Genomic DNA, 15,846 nt, shown 5'->3' on the forward strand with positions numbered 1-15,846 from the left:
GTGCGTATCGGACGGCGGGGCTTTTTTCGCGGCTCTTTTAGGGCCGCGCGGGGCGCGTGTCATAGGTGTCCGGATGCTCCGGCCGCCCGGCTTGGAAAGCCAGAGGCCATGCGATGTTTGCGGATGGTGCGTATCCTGTGAAATGGTTCGTTATGACGACGCGCTCACGCCGTCGGCAATGCAAAAAACGGATGAAACCGGATGCTAAGGATGGTTTCGGAGTCAGGCGAACTTGGAATTAGCGAAAACCTCGGCGGTTGGCAAGTCCCTAGGCTTCACTTTCCATGTCGCCAAGCACGTCCTGGAACATTTCCTGGATGTCGGAGCGGACGATTTCCTGGTCGCGCCCCAAGGCGAAGGACAACTCCAGCGTGACCAGGCTCATGGCCTGCTCCAGGAGTCGGCGTTCGCCGAAGGAGAGTTCCTTGTCTCTTCCAATCAGGAGAAGTTCCTTGAGGACATAGGCGACGTCGCGCAGGTTGCCGCTTTTAAGTTTTTCGGAATATTCGCGGTAGCGTCTGTTCCAGTTCTGTCCAGTGTAACCTGTAAAATCAGACCGGTCGCGCAGGATGTCAAGCACCTGCCCTCCCTCCTTGCTGTCGCACACCGAGCGCAGGCCAACGCTGTGGGCATTGGCGACCGGGACCATGAGGGTCACGTTGTTGGCCAGGATGCGCACAATGTAGAACTCGGTCACGGCGCCGCGGATTTCCTGTTTTTCTATCCGCTCGACCTTCCCGACGCCCTGCGCCGGATAGACCACAAGTTCATTGATTCCAAACAAGGAGGATCCTCCGCTTTTCCGGGAACAAGCCACAACTTCTATACGCCAAACCCGCAAACAAGTCCAATGTGACGACTCTACTCGCTGGATTTTTCATTGTCGGGGTCGGAAAAGGAGACATCGAAAGCGTGAAGGGCTTGCTGCGCCTGGGAAAGTCCCTTGCCGCCCGGCGTAAAGAAGAGCGGAAGTGCGTCGCGCGCCGTGACCAGTACGTCGGGGAGGCGCTGCGCTTCCTCGGAAGAGAAGGGCGCAAGTACCCATTCCGTGACCTGGCCGCGTTCCGGCGGTCGTCCGATGCCTACCCGAAGCCGCAGGAAACGTTCGCTGCCCAGTTCGGAGACGATCGAGGCGAGGCCGTTGTGCCCGGCCGTGCCGCCGCCGAGTTTGGCCTTGAGACGTCCGAAGGGGAGGTCCATTTCGTCGTGGATGACGAGGACGTTCTCGGGTTTCACGCCGTTCTCCATGCAGATGCGCGCCACGGCCCGGCCCGAGAGGTTCATGTAGGTGTAGGGCTTGGCGAGCAGGAAATCGCCGCGGACGCGGGGAAGAGAGACGGCCCACAGATCGAATTCGGCCGGGGAGGGGAGCTTGGTCTGGCGGCGGTACGGCTTGGCGGCGATCTCGTCAAGGACGGCGTCCACGACCATGAACCCGACGTTGTGCCGCGTGTCGCGGTAGGCCTCTCCGGGATTGCCCAGGCCGACGATGAGTCCCTTGATGTCCATACTGTGCGCCGCCAATGAAAGAGGCTCCGGGGCTGGCCCCGGAGCCTCCATGATGCGTTGATTCCTGGGGTCCTAGCCTTCGGATGCTTCGGCCTCGGCCTCGGGGGCCAGGACACCCACGACGGAGAAGTTTTCGTCGTAGACCAGCCCCACGCCCTCGGGGGTCTTGACGTCGGCCACCTGAAGGTTCTGGCCGATCTCCATTTCGGTGACGTCGATGACGATGGAGTTGGGCACGTTCAGGGGGAGGCATTCGATGGTCAGGTGCTCGCGGAAGACCGTGAGCTGGCCGCCGAGCACGACACCTTTGCACTTGCCCGTGATGCGCACCGGGATTTCGACGCGGATCTTCTTGTCCAGGTCGATGCCCAGGAAGTCGACGTGCATGATCTGGCGCTTGTAGGGATGGCGCTTGAGTTCGCGGATCAGGCTCGGCTTTTCGGCGGTGACGCCGTCCTGCTCGATCTTCAGGGTCAGCACGTGGGACAGGCCGACCTTTTCGTAGGCCTTGGTCAGGGCCAGCGCGGGCACCTGGAGCATGATGTTCTCGCCCCTGCCGTTGTAGTAGATGCCGGGGACAAGCTCTTGTCCGCGGATGGCTTTGCTGGCGGTCTTGCCCTTGATCGAGCGGGCGGAGGCGATCAGGTTGACTTGCTCGGACATGGAAAGCTCCTTTTGGATCGACTGGGGGCGCTGTTCTAGACGAACAGGACGCTCACCGAGGATTCTGTATGGATGTTATGGATGGCCTTGGCCAGCAGTCCGGCCACGGACATGACTTTGATCTTCGAACACTCCTTGGCCTTGGGGCCGAGCGGAATGGTGTCCGTGACCACGACCTCGGCGTAGTGGGAGTTCTCCAGCCGTTCGATGGCCGGGCCGGAGAGTACGGCGTGCGTGGCGCTGGCCACGCAAAGCTTGGCGCCGTGATCCTTGAGTACCGAGGCGGCCTCACAGATGGTGCCGGCCGTGTCGATCATGTCGTCGAGCACGATGGCCACCTTGTCCTTGACGCTGCCGATGAGGTTCATGGCCTTGGCCTTGTTAGGCTCGTCGCGGCGCTTGTCGATGATAGCCAGGCTCGCCCCCAGTCGCTTGCCGTACGCCCGCGCCCGTTCCACGCCCCCCGCGTCCGGCGAAACCACGACCAGGTCCTCGCCCTTGTAGGCGTCCTTGAGGTGATTGAGCAGGATGGGCGCGGCGAAGAGGTTGTCCACGGGGAGATCGAAAAATCCCTGGATCTGGCCGGCGTGCAGATCGATGGTCAAGAGCCTGTGCATGCCCGCCACGGAAAGGAAGTCCGCCACCAGTTTGGCTGAGATGGGTGCGCGGGGCACGACTTTGCGGTCCTGGCGCGAATAGCCGTAGTAGGGCACCACGGCCGTGACGCGCGAGGCACTGGCGCGCTTGAGCGCGTCCAGGATCAGGCCGAGCTGCATCAGGTTGAAGTTGACCGGGGAGCAGGTCGACTGGACGATGAAGACGTCGGCGCCGCGCACGTTCGCCCCGATCTCGATGCGGATTTCCCCGTCGGAGAAGGTTTCGGCGAGGATGGGCGTCAGCTTGCAGCCCATATGGTCACAAATGGCCTCGGCCAACTGAGGGTTGGCAGTGCCGGAGAGAATCCTCAAATCACCGTGAAGCGCCATGTCGTCCCGACCTTGGTTTTGAAAAATGGCAGGGGAGGAAGGACTCGAACCCTCGAATGACGGGACCAAAACCCGTTGCCTTGCCAACTTGGCGACTCCCCTGCGTCAAGGGCCGTGGGCGAAAACCCGCGAACCCTGTGCAGACAGAAAACGTGCGGTCCTTGCGGCGTCGTCCGCGCTGCGAAAGAGGCCCAGAATGCTCGCGCCGCTGCCGCTCATGACGACTCCGGCCGCGCCCGACCGCACCATGTCATCTTTAATACGCCTCAAGGCAGGAAAGGCCCGGAAAACAACGGCTTCGAAGTCGTTCTCCAGGCAGCCTGGCCAAAGGCAAAAAGAGCCTGTATCCGGTTCATGGTGGGCTGTCAATACGTGCATGAGTCCAAGCGATCGTCCGGAGTGTCCTTGCGCCTCGTCGAAGGCGCGGTAAGCCCAGGCGGTGTTGACGTGAAACGGCGGGCAGACGAGGAGCAGGGTGAAGCCGCTCAGGTCCACTTCGATGGGCGTGAGCACCTCGCCCACCCCACGCGCGAGGGCGGGACGTCCCAGCAGAAAGAATGGCACATCGGCCCCGAGCGAGAGGGCCAGTGCGGCAAGCTCATCCAGCGGCAGGGCTCGTCTTCCGGCGATCGAGTTCAGATGGGACAGCATGGCTGCGGCATCCGAGCTTCCGCCGCCGAGCCCCGCCCCGGTCGGAATGTCCTTGCTCACCGAGACGCGCAGGTCCGGGGCGAATCCGGTGGCTGCCGCGAAATGCACGTAAGCCTTGTGGACGAGGTTCGTCTCGGCGGGCTCGTCGATGCCCGGACACGACAACGAGAGGCCTTCCCCTGTCTCCCCAGGAGAGACGGTCAGGACGTCGTGCGGCTCGGCAAGCGGAAGAAAGATCGAAGTCAGGGTGTGGTAGCCGTCTTCGCGGCGGCCCTCGATGCGCAGGACGAGGTTGACCTTGCACGGGGCGAGGAGTCGAATTGCGGGAACGGAGGTCATGGCGACGATGGAATCGGGGGCGGGTGGCCGCCCCCGTCCTTTTGCTATTGCGCGGGAACGTTCATGGTTCTGATGACGTTTCGGCCCTGGCGCTTGATGAGCACGAGCACGACGCCCTTCTCCCTGCCCTCGGTGCGGTAGATCCGCTCGAAGTCGGCGAGTGTGCTCACGGTCTGCTGGTTGACTTCGATGATCACGTCGCCGGGCGCGATCTGGGCTATCTCCGCGTCCGAATCGGGTTGCACGTCCAAGACTAGGAGCCCCTGAGGCTTGTCGAGACCGAGCGCGCGGGCTTCCTGTTCGTTCACGGGGCGCAGCGATAAACCGGCGATGTCACCCAGCGGTCGATCCTGGGGGGCCGGGCTCTGGGTCAATTTTTCGGTGTCGCGCTGGCCGAGTTCGGCAGTCACTTCCATGGTCTTCCCCTTGCGCCACACGGTCAGCTTGACCTTTTCCCCGGGCTTGATGCGGGCGATGGTGCGCAGCAGATCGCCAGAGTCGGCAACGTCTTGCCCGTTTACTTTGAGGATGACGTCCGAGGCCTTGAGTCCGGCCTTGTCTGCCGGTTCTCCCGGCAAAACGTTCGCGATCATGGCGCCCTTGGCCTCGGGCAGGCCGAGCGCCTTGGCGGCGTCGGCGTTCACGTCCTGGATGGTCACCCCGAGCCAGCCCCGGCTGACCATGCCTCCGCTCTTGAGTTGTTCGATGATGCCTTTGGCCATGTTGCTGGGCACGGCGAAGCCGATTCCCTGGCCCGAGGCCACGATGGCCGTGTTCACGCCAATGACCCGACCCTGCAGGTCCAAGAGCGGTCCGCCGGAGTTGCCGGGGTTGATGCTCGCGTCGGTCTGGATGAAGTCGTCGAAGGGGCCAGCGCCGATGACGCGTCCCTTGGCGCTGATGATGCCGGCGGTCACGGTGTGGCCCAGTCCGAAGGGATTGCCGATGGCCAGCACCCACTGTCCTACGCGTGCGCCGTCTGAATCGCCAAAGGACAATGTGGGCAGTTTCTCCTTGGCCTCGATCTTGAGCAGGGCGAGATCGGTTTCACGGTCGCGGCCGACGATCACGGCGTCATAGGAGGAGTTGGAACCTTGTAAGTTGACCTTGATTTCATCCGCCTCGGCGATGACGTGGTTGTTGGTCACAATGTAGCCGTCGGCGGAGATGATGAAGCCCGTGCCAAGCGCCCCCTCGCGCCGGGGACGCTGCTGCTGGGGCTGTTGCTGTTGCGGGGCTTGGTCCCGGAAGAAACGCTCGAATTGGTCGAAGAATTCGTCCATTGGCCCGCCGCGCGGCGGGCGACGGAACTGGAAGAAATCGCGCATGCGCTCGCCGCCCCTGTCTGTTTTGACGGTCGAGATGTTGACCACGGCGCGTCCCGCCTGCTCGGCAAGGTCGGAGAAATCGGGGAGGACCGTGGCCTTGGCCGGGAAGCAGAGCGCAACCGCCAGAACGAGTCCAGCGAGGATTCGAAGGGTTTTCATATGATGCATCGGTGGCTCCTTGCAGTCACGCCGCGCGTGCCGTCGGGGCGGTGGGTTTCAGAAGATCAAGAAGTATAGCCCTCAAGGGGCCATTGTAAAGGGGCGGGAGGAAATTTGTGCATGCAGACTGGATTGCGGGAGGAATTCTTGACAAGATGATGCGAAGACGCATAGGAAATGCAGCTTCCACGCGTCCCCGTAGCTCAGCCGGATAGAGCAGCTGCCTCCTAAGCAGCAGGCCGTGCGTTCGAATCGCGCCGGGGACGCCATTTCGACAGAGAAAAGCCGCCTGGGTTTCGGGCGGCTTTTTCGCGGCGGCTAGGCAAGCGTGTCGCGCACCACCTGGCGCAGAACCGTGGCTAAGTGATTCAACTCCTCCACCGCCGTCGCGGCTCGGCCCATCTCCGAAGACGTCTCGTCGCACGACTGCCGCACGTCCTCGACGGATTCGTTGATCGCGTCACTCGTCGCGGATTGCTCCTCCGAGGCCGCGGCGATGGCGCGGATGCGGTCGGTCGTCTGCAATACCAGGGTCACGATCTCCTGAAGCGCCTGCCCCGACTTGCCGGTCAGGCCGCTACACAGCGCCACCGCTTCCGAGGCCTTGCTCATGCCGTCGATGTTCAGGCGCGCGTCTTGTTGTATGGCCAGGATGGATTCCTCGACTTCCTTGGTGGCGTGCATGGTCTTTTCGGCCAGCTTGCGCACCTCGTCTGCCACCACGGCGAAGCCGCGACCGGCGTCGCCAGCCCGGGCCGCCTCGATGGCCGCGTTGAGGGCCAAGAGATTGGTCTGGTCGGCGATGTCCGAGATGACGTCCATGATCCGGCCGATTGCCTCCGCCTTCTGGCCTAGGCCGGCGAGATTGGTGGAAAGCTGATCCGACAGGCGGGATACTTCGCCAATGGCCGCCACCGAGCGGTCCACGACCTCGGCTCCTTCCTGGGCCTTGTTTTTTGCTTGGTTGGCTTGGTTCGCCGCGTCCCCGGCGCTTCGGGCTATGTCCAGCACTGCGGCGTTCATTTCGCCCATGGCGCGCGAGGTTTCCATGGCCCGGTCCGCTTGGCGGCAGGCGTTCCGATTGGCCGTGCGTACCTGTTCGGTCAGGTTTCCGGCCGTGGCCGCGAGTTGCTCCGAAACGTCGGCGATCTGCTTCACGGCGGATTCGATCTTCTCGTTCTGCTGCCGGATACGAGCTTCCGAGGCCCTGATCTCGGAAAGGTCGGTGTAGATGCACAGCGCGCCCATGAGCTTGCCTTCGAGATCGTAGAGCGGCGAGGCATCGATGTTGATGTTGCGCTTGCCGCCTCTGCGGCCGGTGAATTCCACCTCCCGGCTGATGGAGCGCTTCTCGCGCATGGCCGCGCCTAGGACCGTTTGGCGCTTTTCGCCGTAGAAGAACATGGAGACGTCCTGGCCGTAGTGGTCCTCGGGTTTGCCGGACTGTTCGAGCATTTCAATCAGGGCCTGATTGCCGAAGATGAAAACTTCGTTCACGTCCGTGACTACGCAGGGCGTGACCATGCAATGCATCACGCCCTTGGACAGGCTCAGGTCGTGCTTGAGGTGGTCGAGCATCATGCCGAGGGCCTGCTGCGACCCGGCGACCGTGTTGCCCGCGCCGAGAGCGAAGCTCGCGGCGAAATCGCCCTTCACGATGCGCTCTGCCGTCTCCTTGTTGGCCGCGAAAATGGCCGCCAAGCCGCTCATGGCCAGGAGTGTGAGCGCGAGAGCCGCGGCTGTGAAGGAGAACAGGGCGATGAAGATGGTTTGGTTCTGCGCGCCGGAATGAACGAGGGACGCCATGAGGACGGTGAATGCGACGATCAGACTGATGAATGCGGCGCGGACGGTTTCGAGGGACGAGAACGAAAGGGACATGCGCTATCCTCCTCGCTTCGGCATGTGACAGATCGATGGCGATTTGTAAATGATTGCTTATCCGTATCTCTCCGTAAAAAAAGGACTAAGTTTGTTTATTGAGACAACAATCTGAAATGTCGAGATTTTTGTGCACGCCGCGGGATGGGATTGGCGTGACGGCGGGTGGACCCGTGGGAGCGGCGCTGATTATGAATAGGGAGAGGCCGCGGGCGATCAGAAGGGGAAGATCACTTCCACACAGGCTCCTTCCTCAGCGCATCGGACGAGTTCTCCGTCCAGTTGGCGGGTGAGCTCTCCGGCCAGCAGCATGCCAAGCGTTCCGGCGGACGCCACGGGGAAGGCGCCCTGGAATCCCGGGCCGTCGTCGTGGACCCGGAGACGGACGTGCTGACCTTCTTTGTTCAGGCTCACGCGCAAGACGCCGGAGTCGCGACCTGCAAAAGCGTGCTTGAAGGCGTTGGTGGCGAGTTCGTTGACGAGCAGGCCACAGGGCACGGCTTTGTCGATGCCCAGATGCACCGACTCCAGATCCGTCTCAAGGCGCAGGGCGATGCCGGAACCCATGGCCTGGGATATCTGCGACAGCAGTTTGGCGGTGTAGTCCGCCATGTCGATCAGGGCGAAATCTTCCGATCGGTAGAGTTGTTCGTGGATCAGGGCCATGGAACGTACGCGGCCTTCAAGTCGCTTGAAGCGTTCGGTTTCCTGCGGGGAGTCCGTTTCCGAATATTGCAGATTCATCAGGCTGATGATGATCTGGAGGTTGTTCTTCACGCGGTGGTGAACTTCCTTGATGAGCACGTCTTTTTCGTGCAGCGAGGCGAGAAGGCGCGTTTCGGACTTCTTGCGCTCGGTGATGTCGCGCGCCTGGACCAGCGCTCCGGCTACCCCTCCGTGGGTGACGGGCACGGCCGCAACCTCCACGGTGACGAAGCTGCCGTCGAGTCTCAGGATTTGCTCCTCGCGCAGGGGAACGGCCATCTTTCTTTCGTTGATCGTCCGGATTCGTTCCGCCACGGCGGCGTGATCATCGGGGTGGAAGCGTTCCAACACGGAAGTGCCGATCAGTTCCTCGGGCGAGTTGGCTCCGAACAGGGCGACTCCCGCCGGATTCAGGTAGACGAAACGGCCGTGCTGCTGGAAGAAGATGGCGTCCTGTGTGGACTCGACCAGCAGCCGGAATCGCTGTTCGCTTTCTGTGAGCGCTTTTTCAGTCTGCCGTCGTTTGCGCGCGGCAAGAAAGCTACCTGCGGCCACTAGGAGCAAGACTCCTCCCCAGCAGGCGATGAGCACTATCGAGGACGTGTCGTGCCGTTTGGCCAGTGCCCTGAATCGTGAGTGGATCTCGGTGGAGACGCGGGCATGGCGCGTCTCGGCCTCGCCCATGCCTCGGCGAAGTTCCAGGAGCGCCAGCGATTCGTTCGTCTGTCGTGAAGGCCCGCAGACATGCCCGGAGGTTTTGAGGATGGTTTCCTTGTACGCGGTCAAGTATTCTGAGACGATGCGGTAGCCGTTGCGAAATCCGCTTTTCGTCCGCAACGGCTCCAGGGCCGCCAAGGCATCGTCGATGCGCCATGTGGCCTGCTCGAAGTAGGCGCAACGCCCCGAGTCGGCAAGCTCACGCTCGCCGGAGAGGTGTTTCTCGGTGAGCAGATAGCCGTTCAAGAGCTCCGACCTTGCGAGGCGCAGGTTGTCGAGCACTCCCAGGTAGGTGCGGTTGTCCGTGCTCCACGATTCGTTGACCCACCAAATGATCCCGCTTGAGCCGATGGCGGCCAGGACCACGATGCAGGTCGAAGCGCCGATGGATGTGAAGAATTTTGCGATTCGCTTCATTTCGGCACTGATTCACGAGCCGGAGGGCGTGGCGTTGCCGGGTGAGGGGGGATGGTTTCGGGACCAAAACCAAGTGATTGGACGATTTCCCGGTGTTCTTGGCTCCCGATGAATTCGGTGAGAACCGCGTTGAATGCGCGAGCCAGGGCCTCGTCATGCGGCCGGAACACCAGAGCGGACAAACCGAAATACGTGGTGCCGTCGACGACAGGCCCCGTAAAGGGCGTGGCCGCCTCGAACAGGCCGTTCGAGCGTGAGGCCAGATGATTCACCGTGGGTGAGGTGAGGGCGAGGCCGTCCACGCGGCCATGCCTCAAGGCGGACAGGGCTGTCTCAACGTCCTGGGCGACGAAGACGCGGTCGGCCGGGAGCCCCTGGTCTTGCAGGATTCCCTTTTCGACCGCGCCGGCGAGCACCGCGACGACGGCGTCCGCGTGAGCGGCGGCATCTTCGTATGAATGAAGCTTCTTGGGGTTTCCGCCGAGCACGAGAAGCCCTTGGCCGACCTGGGAGACGGGAACCGAAAAACGGACGAGCGAAGTCCTTTCGGGGGTGATGAACATGGGCGTGCCGACCACGTCGATGCGGCCGTCGCGCAATTCGTCGATCAGCGAGCCGAAGCCCATGAGAATCCATCTGACGTTGTCGAGTTCCAGCCGGGCGGCGACATGCCTGACGATCTCGGGGCCTTCGCCTGTGACTTCGCCGGTTTCGCTCAGAAAGGAATAGGGAGGTTCGATGGCATAGCCCACGCGCAACTGGGCGCGGTATCCCGCCAGATCATCGTGCTTGTCGTCTTGCCCTGGGCAGGCCGCAAGTGCGAGGGCCACCGCGATCACTGCGGCGCTTGCGATCAGCGATATCGATCTTGGGCGCATGCGGTGCTCCTGTGCTGGAGGAGGGAGGGTCGACTCATGCAATACAGAATCAAAAGCACATGGGCAATATCGTCTTCGTGGGAAAGTCGAAAAAATAATGGGAGTGCGGTGGAAGAAACCACTGTCATTCGCCCAGCACGTCGCGCAGGACACTATCGAGGTCTTCGGCCTCGAAGGGTTTTGCAAGATACCCCGTCATCCCGGCCTCGATGAATCGCTCCTTGTCGCCGTGCAGCGCGTGGGCGGTGAGTGCTATCACGGGAACGGAGGCCCGCGCGCCGAGATGGGTCGCGCCGCGCACGAGGCGTGTAGCCTCTATGCCGTTCACCTCGGGCATTTGGATGTCCATGAGGATGGCGTCGAAAGGCTCGCGTTCGAGGGCTGGTAGCACGTGCGCCCCGGTGTCCACGCAGACCACCGAGTGGCCGAGTTTTTCGAGCAGGCGACGGATCACGGCTTGGTTGATGCGTTCGTCTTCGGCCACCAGCAGGCGCAGGCCGCGCAGTTTCCCCGCTCGTGAAGGCACTGTGGATACTTGCTTCGAGTCCGCCTGGGTCCGCCCGAGCAGCACGGAGAATGTCACGGTTGTGCCGTGACCCGCGGCGCTCTCGATGCTGATCGCGCCGTCCATGAGTTCCACGAGGCGCTTGACGATGGGTAGGCCGAGTCCTGATCCGTGGTGTTTTCGCGTCAACGAGCCGTCCACCTGGGTGAAGGCTTCGAATATCTCGTCGAGCTTGTCCTCGGGAATGCCGATGCCGCTATCGGACACGGAAACGAACACCCGGATATCGTTCCGGCCGGGGGCGTCGAGGCAGTCGACCTCGATACGGATCGTTCCCCGCTCGGTGAACTTGAAGGCATTGCCGACGAGGTTGAAGAGGACTTGGCGGAGTCTGGCGCTGTCTCCGAGAAGCACTGGCGGGATGTCCTGTGACAGGCTCCAGGTCAGCCCGACGCCCCTCTCTTGTGCAGCCACCATGAACGAGGACGTGACCACGTCGAGGATTTCGGAGAAGCGGAATGGTTCTTGGCGCAGGCGCAGTTTGTCGGCGTGCAACCTGGTCAGGTCAAGAATGTCGTTGAGCACGGAAAGCAGGTGACGTCCAGATTGCAATGCGACGGACGCGTAGCCGGACTGTTCGTCGTCCAGTCCGCTGTCCGCAAGCAGTTGCAGCATGCCAAGCACCCCGTGCAGGGGTGTGCGGATCTCGTGGCTCATGTTGGCCAAGAATTCCGACTTCGCCTTGTTTGCCGCCTCGGCAGCGGCTTTGGCGGACTTGAGGTCCGCCTCGTGGCGCTTGCGTTCGCTTACATCGCTGAAAATGACCGCGAATTTGCCTGATTCTGGGCGATAGGCCGTGACTTCGAAGTGCCGGTCCAAGGTGCGGTTGAAGCTTTCGTAGACCACTGGCTCACCGGTGGTCACGACCCGTCCGTAGGTCTGGATCCACTCCGGCTCGGTGGCGGGCATGATCTCAAGCACCGTACGGCCGAGCAGGGTCTCGCGCGACAGGCCGGTCAGTCGCTCGAAGGCGGGGTTGATTTCGATGAACCTATAGTCGCAAGGCCTCCCGGCATCGTCGAAAATCATTTCGTGCAGGGCGAAGCCGCTGTCCATGTTCTCGAACAGGGCGCGATAGCGCTCCTCGCTGGCGCGCAAGGCGGCCTCGGCCCGTCGTCGTTCGCTTATGTCGCGGGAGACGCCGACGAATCCGACCATTTCGCCGCCTGGGTCGTGCATCGGGCGCACCACGCACTCGACCCAAACCGTGGAGCCGTCGGCTCGGTATTGCTCGATTTCCAGTCGGCTGACTTCTGGCGTGCCGCCGCGTTCCGACGTCTCCTGGCGAGCGGCGGAAATGCTCAGGACGCGGCGCCAGGATTCCAGGGTCATAGTGTCGGGGATGTGTTCGCGCACGGCCTGTTCAGGGGGGATGCCGCGCAGCTTGACGATGGATGGAGAAACATAGGTGAAGCACCAGTCCGGATCGAGGGTCCAGATGACGTCGTCGGAATTTTCGGCGATCAGTCGATACATGGCCTCGCTTTGCCGGAGCTTTTCCTCGGCGCGGCGACGCTCGGTGACGTCCTGGGAAACGCCGATGACGCGGATCGGTGCGCCATCGGCATCGCGGATGACCTTTCCCCGGGCGAGGAGCCAGCGCGTCTCGCCGCTTGGGGCGATCAAGATGCGGTGCTCGACGTCAAAATTGTCCGTGTTGCCGTTTCGCGTGCGGACGAGATCGGTAATCTTCGCCAAATCGTCGGGATGCAGAATGTCCTTGACGTCCTGAATACGCAAGAATGCCTTCGAGAGCCCGAGCAGCCGCATCCAGAAGGGTGAGACGAAGACCATGCCCATGGCGAGATCCCAGTCCCAGCTTCCCATGTTGCCGAAGCGTTCGGCCGCCGAGAGGATCGCGCGCCGTCGCTCGGCTTCTTCCTGGGCGAGATGGTGGGCTGTGGCGTCGATGAGCAGACCTTCGATGGCCACCACGACGTTGTTTTCTATAACCGGCCAGGCCGAAAAGAAATGCCAGCCTTCGGAGCCGTCTTTGAGGCGGCGGGCGAACAGGCCGCTTGGCATCGTGCTGCCCGCGAGTATGTCGTCAACGACCGTCTCCGCGGCCTTCGCGTCGCGTTCGCGCTGGGTGATCGAAAAATGACGCCCGATCACTTCTTCAGGCGAATCGTAGCCATGCAGTCTGAGCCAAGCGCGGTTGACTTCCTCGAAGCGGCCCTGCCTGTCGATGCGGAAAAAACCGGCCTCCATGGCTTCGGGGTGACCGCGAAAACCTTTTGCCGGGGAGTGGGCCCGCTGGTCGCGCTTGATACGCTCGATTTCGGCTTCGAGCCGTGCAATCTCGCGCGAGGCGTCCAAAAGCTGATCCCTCAGGCGGGCTTCCGAGTCTTTGTCGTGCATCCTGACTGTGCTCCTAATTTCTCATACGCCAAAGGCGCTGCTCGATAAAGGTCTGAATGGCAAGAAAAATCATGTTCGCATATGCGTGTATTGCGCGCAGAAGAGGGGCGCGGTAGTGGGATCACAGGAGGACGAATTCGTGCGGGTACGAATCGTTGGGAACGGAATTCTCGAATTGCCTCGACAGATCGTGCGACACTTCGGGTTTGTGGCGGGCGACGAGGTCGAGGTCTTTCTCGACGGAGACAGGGTGGTCGTTTATCCGGTACGCTCCGAAATCGAGGGCGGCACTGGCGATAGAGAACGGGAAGGGCTTTTGGACGCCGAATCCCGACGCAGGGATCTCGAACGTCGTCTACGCCGTGAGTTCGATGAATCCTGAACGCCGCTCAGGGGCACAATCGCCAGGGTTCGTTGATCTTGCGATCCGATCCGGAAAGAGTCAGCATCCCGGGCATGAGGCTGCCCAGGAGCGGCGTGGCCGGCGAATAGGTATAGCTTACGTTCACCTCGACCATCTCGCACGGGCCCCCCGCTTGTCCGCTCATGCACGGCGCGGAGACGTCGAATCCAGCGCGGCTGCATACGTCCACCTGCATGATCGGGCTCGAACCGGGCAAGGAAGTCTCTAGTTTTCTCGCTTCCGCCACGATGAGCGAGAGACGTGTTCCCTCCTCGTCGCCTTGGCCCGTGGCCGCGAATCTGGCAGCCATCTGGGCCGATTTGTTGAGGGTCAGCCAGGAGCGGAACATGTTCCCCCCCTCGATGACTGCCAGCGACAGGGCGACGAAGATGGGCAGGATGAGCGCGAACTCTATCAGGCTCGATCCTTTTTCGCTTCCAAACAGTTTTTTACAGCGGACGCGCATGGCCGCCTCCTATTTGAGCAGACGCCAGCCGAGTTGGCGGCCGATCTGCTTGAAGACATCGTCGAGATCGTGGATCGAGGGGGCGTCGAAATAGTGGTCATCAGTGCCGGGCTTGCTCGACGCCACCGTCTTCATGAGCCAGCGATCCGTGGAATCCGAGTCGCCGTAGCGGATGGAGAAGATTTCGATGCCCGCCGCCTTGGCCAGCGCCGCTTCTTCGAGCATGGCGGCATTGAGCGCGCCTCCGTTCTCGCAGTGGCTGTTCGAATCTCCCATGCCGTAATAGGCGTTTGTCCAGTAGTTGTTGGGGTGGTAGTTGATGGCGAAGGGGCCTCCGCAGGTGCCGTCTTCGGTGTCACCGTCCGTGAGCAGAATCATGATCTTGCGGTAGCTGGGGTCGGGGTTTGCATCGGTGAAGGGGGCTTGGGGCGTAAGCACATGGCGTCCCCACTTGATCCCTTCCGAGATGACCGTGCCCGAGCCAGGGCCAAGCGCGGTGTGCTCGGCGAGCCGGGCGATGACTTCGCTGCGCTCGGTGGTCAGGCCCAGGGTCTCAGGGATGCAAGAGCAGGTATCCAGGTCGATGTTTCTGCGCGTGCTGTGGGGCAGCGCCCAATACATGGGCATGAAACTGGGGTGGATGCCCTCGTTCAGGCTTCCGTCGGCATTGCGGCATCCGGCTGGCAGACCGTCCACGCCCGTACCGATCTTGACCTTGCCTCGAAACGCCACCAAGCCCATCTTCGAGTCCGGAGCCCCGCCCGCGGGCAGGATGAGATCCACCAGATTTGAGGCCGCAGCCTTGACCATGTTGATGGGGGTGCCCTTCATGCTGCCCGTGTTGTCCAGCACCAGAACGACTTCAAGATGGTTGAATCCGGCTGCGGCCGAAGCGCGCACCGTCTTGTCTGAAACGCCCAAGACGCCCATCAGCATCATAGGCACCTCGACCTTGGCCGTGACTTCCACGCTGCGCACCTCGGTGCCGGGCGAAAGGGATTCGACCTCTGCTTCGGGGTAGTTTGTGGCGAGCATTGAGGCCACGCTTGCGGCCACGAGCCCCTTGTCGAGCTTTGGGTCCGCGGGCAGTTCGAGACTCCCGGCCAGTGCTGCGGCGTCCACGGCCGCTTGAAGCCGGGTGTGGCTCAGATAGAGGTTACCCAGATCCACGCCCATGCCCACCATGCCCACCAGTACCGGCAGGAGCAGGGCGAAGAGCAGGGGCGAGGCCCCTTTTTCTTCGGCCAGTCTACGGAAGAGGCATTGTCGTGGAAGCACGCAGGACGATCGGTCCGTCAAAGAGGGCTTCGATGAAGCCGTTGCTTCCATGGAAAGACTGGTAGGCATATCCCACCTCGACGGTCACAGTTTTGAGAGCCTGGGTCACGGTGCTTCCTGCCGTGCCGGAAAGGTCGGCCGTCACGGCCTGGACGACGGCGGGAACCGCCGCCGCGTCGCCGTGCAGGAGCACGTGGCGCGCGGCTTCGCGGCTGGCTTCGACCAGCACCGAATAGGTCCGGATGGCGTTGCTGCCTTCGAGCAGCAGGGCCATAAGCAACACGAACAGAGGCAGCAAAAGGGCGAACTCGGCAGCCATGACCCCACGTTCGCTTTCGCGGCCGCGCAAGAAGGGTATGGAAAAGACGTTTCGCATGATCGTGCTCTCCTGTTGCCCGCATTTAGCAAGCGGCATGCCATTGCCTATAAAAAATTGATCAAAAAAAATTGGCCATTTGTTTCGGGTTGTTGCTGTGCGTGAGAAGACCGAATAAAAAGACAAAGGGCCTTGACAGGACCAGAAAAAGTAGTCAGTGGTCC

General features: G+C 62.0%; 14 protein-coding genes and 2 tRNA genes. 2 read left to right on the forward strand and 14 right to left on the reverse strand.

The genetic code is table 11. The features are described from left to right. Positions 1–268 precede the first annotated feature (268 nt). From DSAT_RS10625 to DSAT_RS10655, 7 genes are all read right to left on the reverse strand, one after another. Positions 269–784: a CarD family transcriptional regulator gene (locus DSAT_RS10625; RefSeq protein ID WP_020887517.1), complete on the reverse strand. Its 516-nt coding sequence runs from the start codon at positions 782–784 to the stop codon at positions 269–271. Between the two features lie 77 nt (positions 785–861). Next, entirely contained in the window at positions 862–1,509 is a 648-nt protein-coding gene (gene pth / locus DSAT_RS10630) for an aminoacyl-tRNA hydrolase (RefSeq protein WP_020887518.1), read from the reverse strand. Positions 1,510–1,581: 72 nt separating this feature from the next. Beyond that, a complete protein-coding gene (locus DSAT_RS10635; RefSeq protein WP_020887519.1) occupies positions 1,582–2,172 on the reverse strand; it encodes a 50S ribosomal protein L25 in 591 nt (196 codons plus the stop codon). A 35-nt stretch (positions 2,173–2,207) separates the two neighbouring features. Next, positions 2,208–3,158, reverse strand: coding sequence for a ribose-phosphate diphosphokinase (locus DSAT_RS10640; protein WP_020887520.1), 951 nt, complete (start codon positions 3,156–3,158; stop codon positions 2,208–2,210). 26 nt (positions 3,159–3,184) lie between these two features. Then, positions 3,185–3,260 (reverse strand) — tRNA-Gln (locus DSAT_RS10645). Between the two features lie 3 nt (positions 3,261–3,263). Next, a complete protein-coding gene (gene ispE, locus DSAT_RS10650; protein WP_020887521.1) occupies positions 3,264–4,148 on the reverse strand; it encodes a 4-(cytidine 5'-diphospho)-2-C-methyl-D-erythritol kinase in 885 nt (294 codons plus the stop codon). Between the two features lie 44 nt (positions 4,149–4,192). After that, on the reverse strand, positions 4,193–5,635 hold the full coding sequence (locus tag DSAT_RS10655; RefSeq protein WP_040371182.1) for a DegQ family serine endoprotease: 1,443 nt from the start codon (positions 5,633–5,635) through the stop codon (positions 4,193–4,195). A 192-nt stretch (positions 5,636–5,827) separates the two neighbouring features. On the opposite strand from DSAT_RS10655, the gene DSAT_RS10660 reads away from it, so the two are divergent. Beyond that, positions 5,828–5,904, forward strand: a tRNA-Arg gene (locus DSAT_RS10660). Between the two features lie 49 nt (positions 5,905–5,953). Here DSAT_RS10660 and DSAT_RS10665 read toward each other — a convergent pair. The 4 genes from DSAT_RS10665 to DSAT_RS10680 all read right to left on the reverse strand — a co-directional run bounded on the left by DSAT_RS10665 (position 5,954) and on the right by DSAT_RS10680 (position 13,159). Further along, positions 5,954–7,516, reverse strand: coding sequence for a methyl-accepting chemotaxis protein (locus tag DSAT_RS10665; protein WP_020887523.1), 1,563 nt, complete (start codon positions 7,514–7,516; stop codon positions 5,954–5,956). 216 nt (positions 7,517–7,732) lie between these two features. Then, positions 7,733–9,355: a sensor histidine kinase gene (locus tag DSAT_RS14950; RefSeq protein ID WP_020887524.1), complete on the reverse strand. Its 1,623-nt coding sequence runs from the start codon at positions 9,353–9,355 to the stop codon at positions 7,733–7,735. Next, entirely contained in the window at positions 9,352–10,107 is a 756-nt protein-coding gene (locus DSAT_RS10675) for a transporter substrate-binding domain-containing protein (RefSeq protein ID WP_235695944.1), read from the reverse strand. The genes DSAT_RS14950 and DSAT_RS10675 overlap by 4 nt, the downstream gene beginning before the upstream one ends. A 250-nt stretch (positions 10,108–10,357) precedes the next feature. Beyond that, positions 10,358–13,159 (reverse strand): PAS domain-containing hybrid sensor histidine kinase/response regulator, encoded by a 2,802-nt coding sequence (locus tag DSAT_RS10680; protein WP_020887526.1) that lies wholly within the window; start codon positions 13,157–13,159, stop codon positions 10,358–10,360. A 139-nt stretch (positions 13,160–13,298) separates the two neighbouring features. Between DSAT_RS10680 and DSAT_RS10685 the strand changes: the two genes are divergently transcribed. Next, on the forward strand, positions 13,299–13,541 hold the full coding sequence (locus DSAT_RS10685) for an AbrB/MazE/SpoVT family DNA-binding domain-containing protein (RefSeq protein ID WP_152490304.1): 243 nt from the start codon (positions 13,299–13,301) through the stop codon (positions 13,539–13,541). Between the two features lie 7 nt (positions 13,542–13,548). On the opposite strand, the gene DSAT_RS10690 is transcribed toward DSAT_RS10685, so the two are convergent. From DSAT_RS10690 to DSAT_RS10700, 3 genes are read right to left on the reverse strand one after another with little or no spacing between them, the layout of a single operon-like run. Further along, positions 13,549–14,028, reverse strand: a complete 480-nt coding sequence (locus DSAT_RS10690; RefSeq protein WP_020887528.1) for a TadE/TadG family type IV pilus assembly protein — start codon at positions 14,026–14,028, stop codon at positions 13,549–13,551. A gap of 9 nt (positions 14,029–14,037) precedes the next feature. Continuing rightward, a complete protein-coding gene (locus DSAT_RS10695) occupies positions 14,038–15,306 on the reverse strand; it encodes a vWA domain-containing protein (protein WP_020887529.1) in 1,269 nt (422 codons plus the stop codon). Beyond that, on the reverse strand, positions 15,278–15,682 hold the full coding sequence (locus tag DSAT_RS10700) for a TadE/TadG family type IV pilus assembly protein (RefSeq protein ID WP_020887530.1): 405 nt from the start codon (positions 15,680–15,682) through the stop codon (positions 15,278–15,280). The genes DSAT_RS10695 and DSAT_RS10700 overlap by 29 nt, the downstream gene beginning before the upstream one ends. Positions 15,683–15,846 lie beyond the last annotated feature (164 nt).

This window comes from Alkalidesulfovibrio alkalitolerans DSM 16529, from assembly GCF_000422245.1.
Classification (GTDB): Bacteria; Desulfobacterota; Desulfovibrionia; order Desulfovibrionales; family Desulfovibrionaceae; genus Alkalidesulfovibrio; species Alkalidesulfovibrio alkalitolerans.

Bases quoted from the DNA above. Each gene is read 5' to 3' on its own strand.
- pth (WP_020887518.1), bottom strand. From the start codon at position 1,509: ATGGACATCAAGGGACTCATCGTCGGCCTGGGCAATCCCGGAGAGGCC.
- DSAT_RS10640 (WP_020887520.1), bottom strand. From the start codon at position 3,158: ATGGCGCTTCACGGTGATTTGAGGATTCTCTCCGGCACTGCCAACCCT.
- ispE (WP_020887521.1), bottom strand. From the start codon at position 4,148: ATGACCTCCGTTCCCGCAATTCGACTCCTCGCCCCGTGCAAGGTCAAC.
- DSAT_RS10665 (WP_020887523.1), bottom strand. From the start codon at position 7,516: ATGTCCCTTTCGTTCTCGTCCCTCGAAACCGTCCGCGCCGCATTCATC.
- DSAT_RS10700 (WP_020887530.1), bottom strand. From the start codon at position 15,682: ATGCGAAACGTCTTTTCCATACCCTTCTTGCGCGGCCGCGAAAGCGAA.
- DSAT_RS10655 (WP_040371182.1), bottom strand. From the start codon at position 5,635: ATGAAAACCCTTCGAATCCTCGCTGGACTCGTTCTGGCGGTTGCGCTC.
- DSAT_RS14950 (WP_020887524.1), bottom strand. From the start codon at position 9,355: ATGAAGCGAATCGCAAAATTCTTCACATCCATCGGCGCTTCGACCTGC.
- DSAT_RS10680 (WP_020887526.1), bottom strand. From the start codon at position 13,159: ATGCACGACAAAGACTCGGAAGCCCGCCTGAGGGATCAGCTTTTGGAC.
- DSAT_RS10635 (WP_020887519.1), bottom strand. From the start codon at position 2,172: ATGTCCGAGCAAGTCAACCTGATCGCCTCCGCCCGCTCGATCAAGGGC.
- DSAT_RS10690 (WP_020887528.1), bottom strand. From the start codon at position 14,028: ATGCGCGTCCGCTGTAAAAAACTGTTTGGAAGCGAAAAAGGATCGAGC.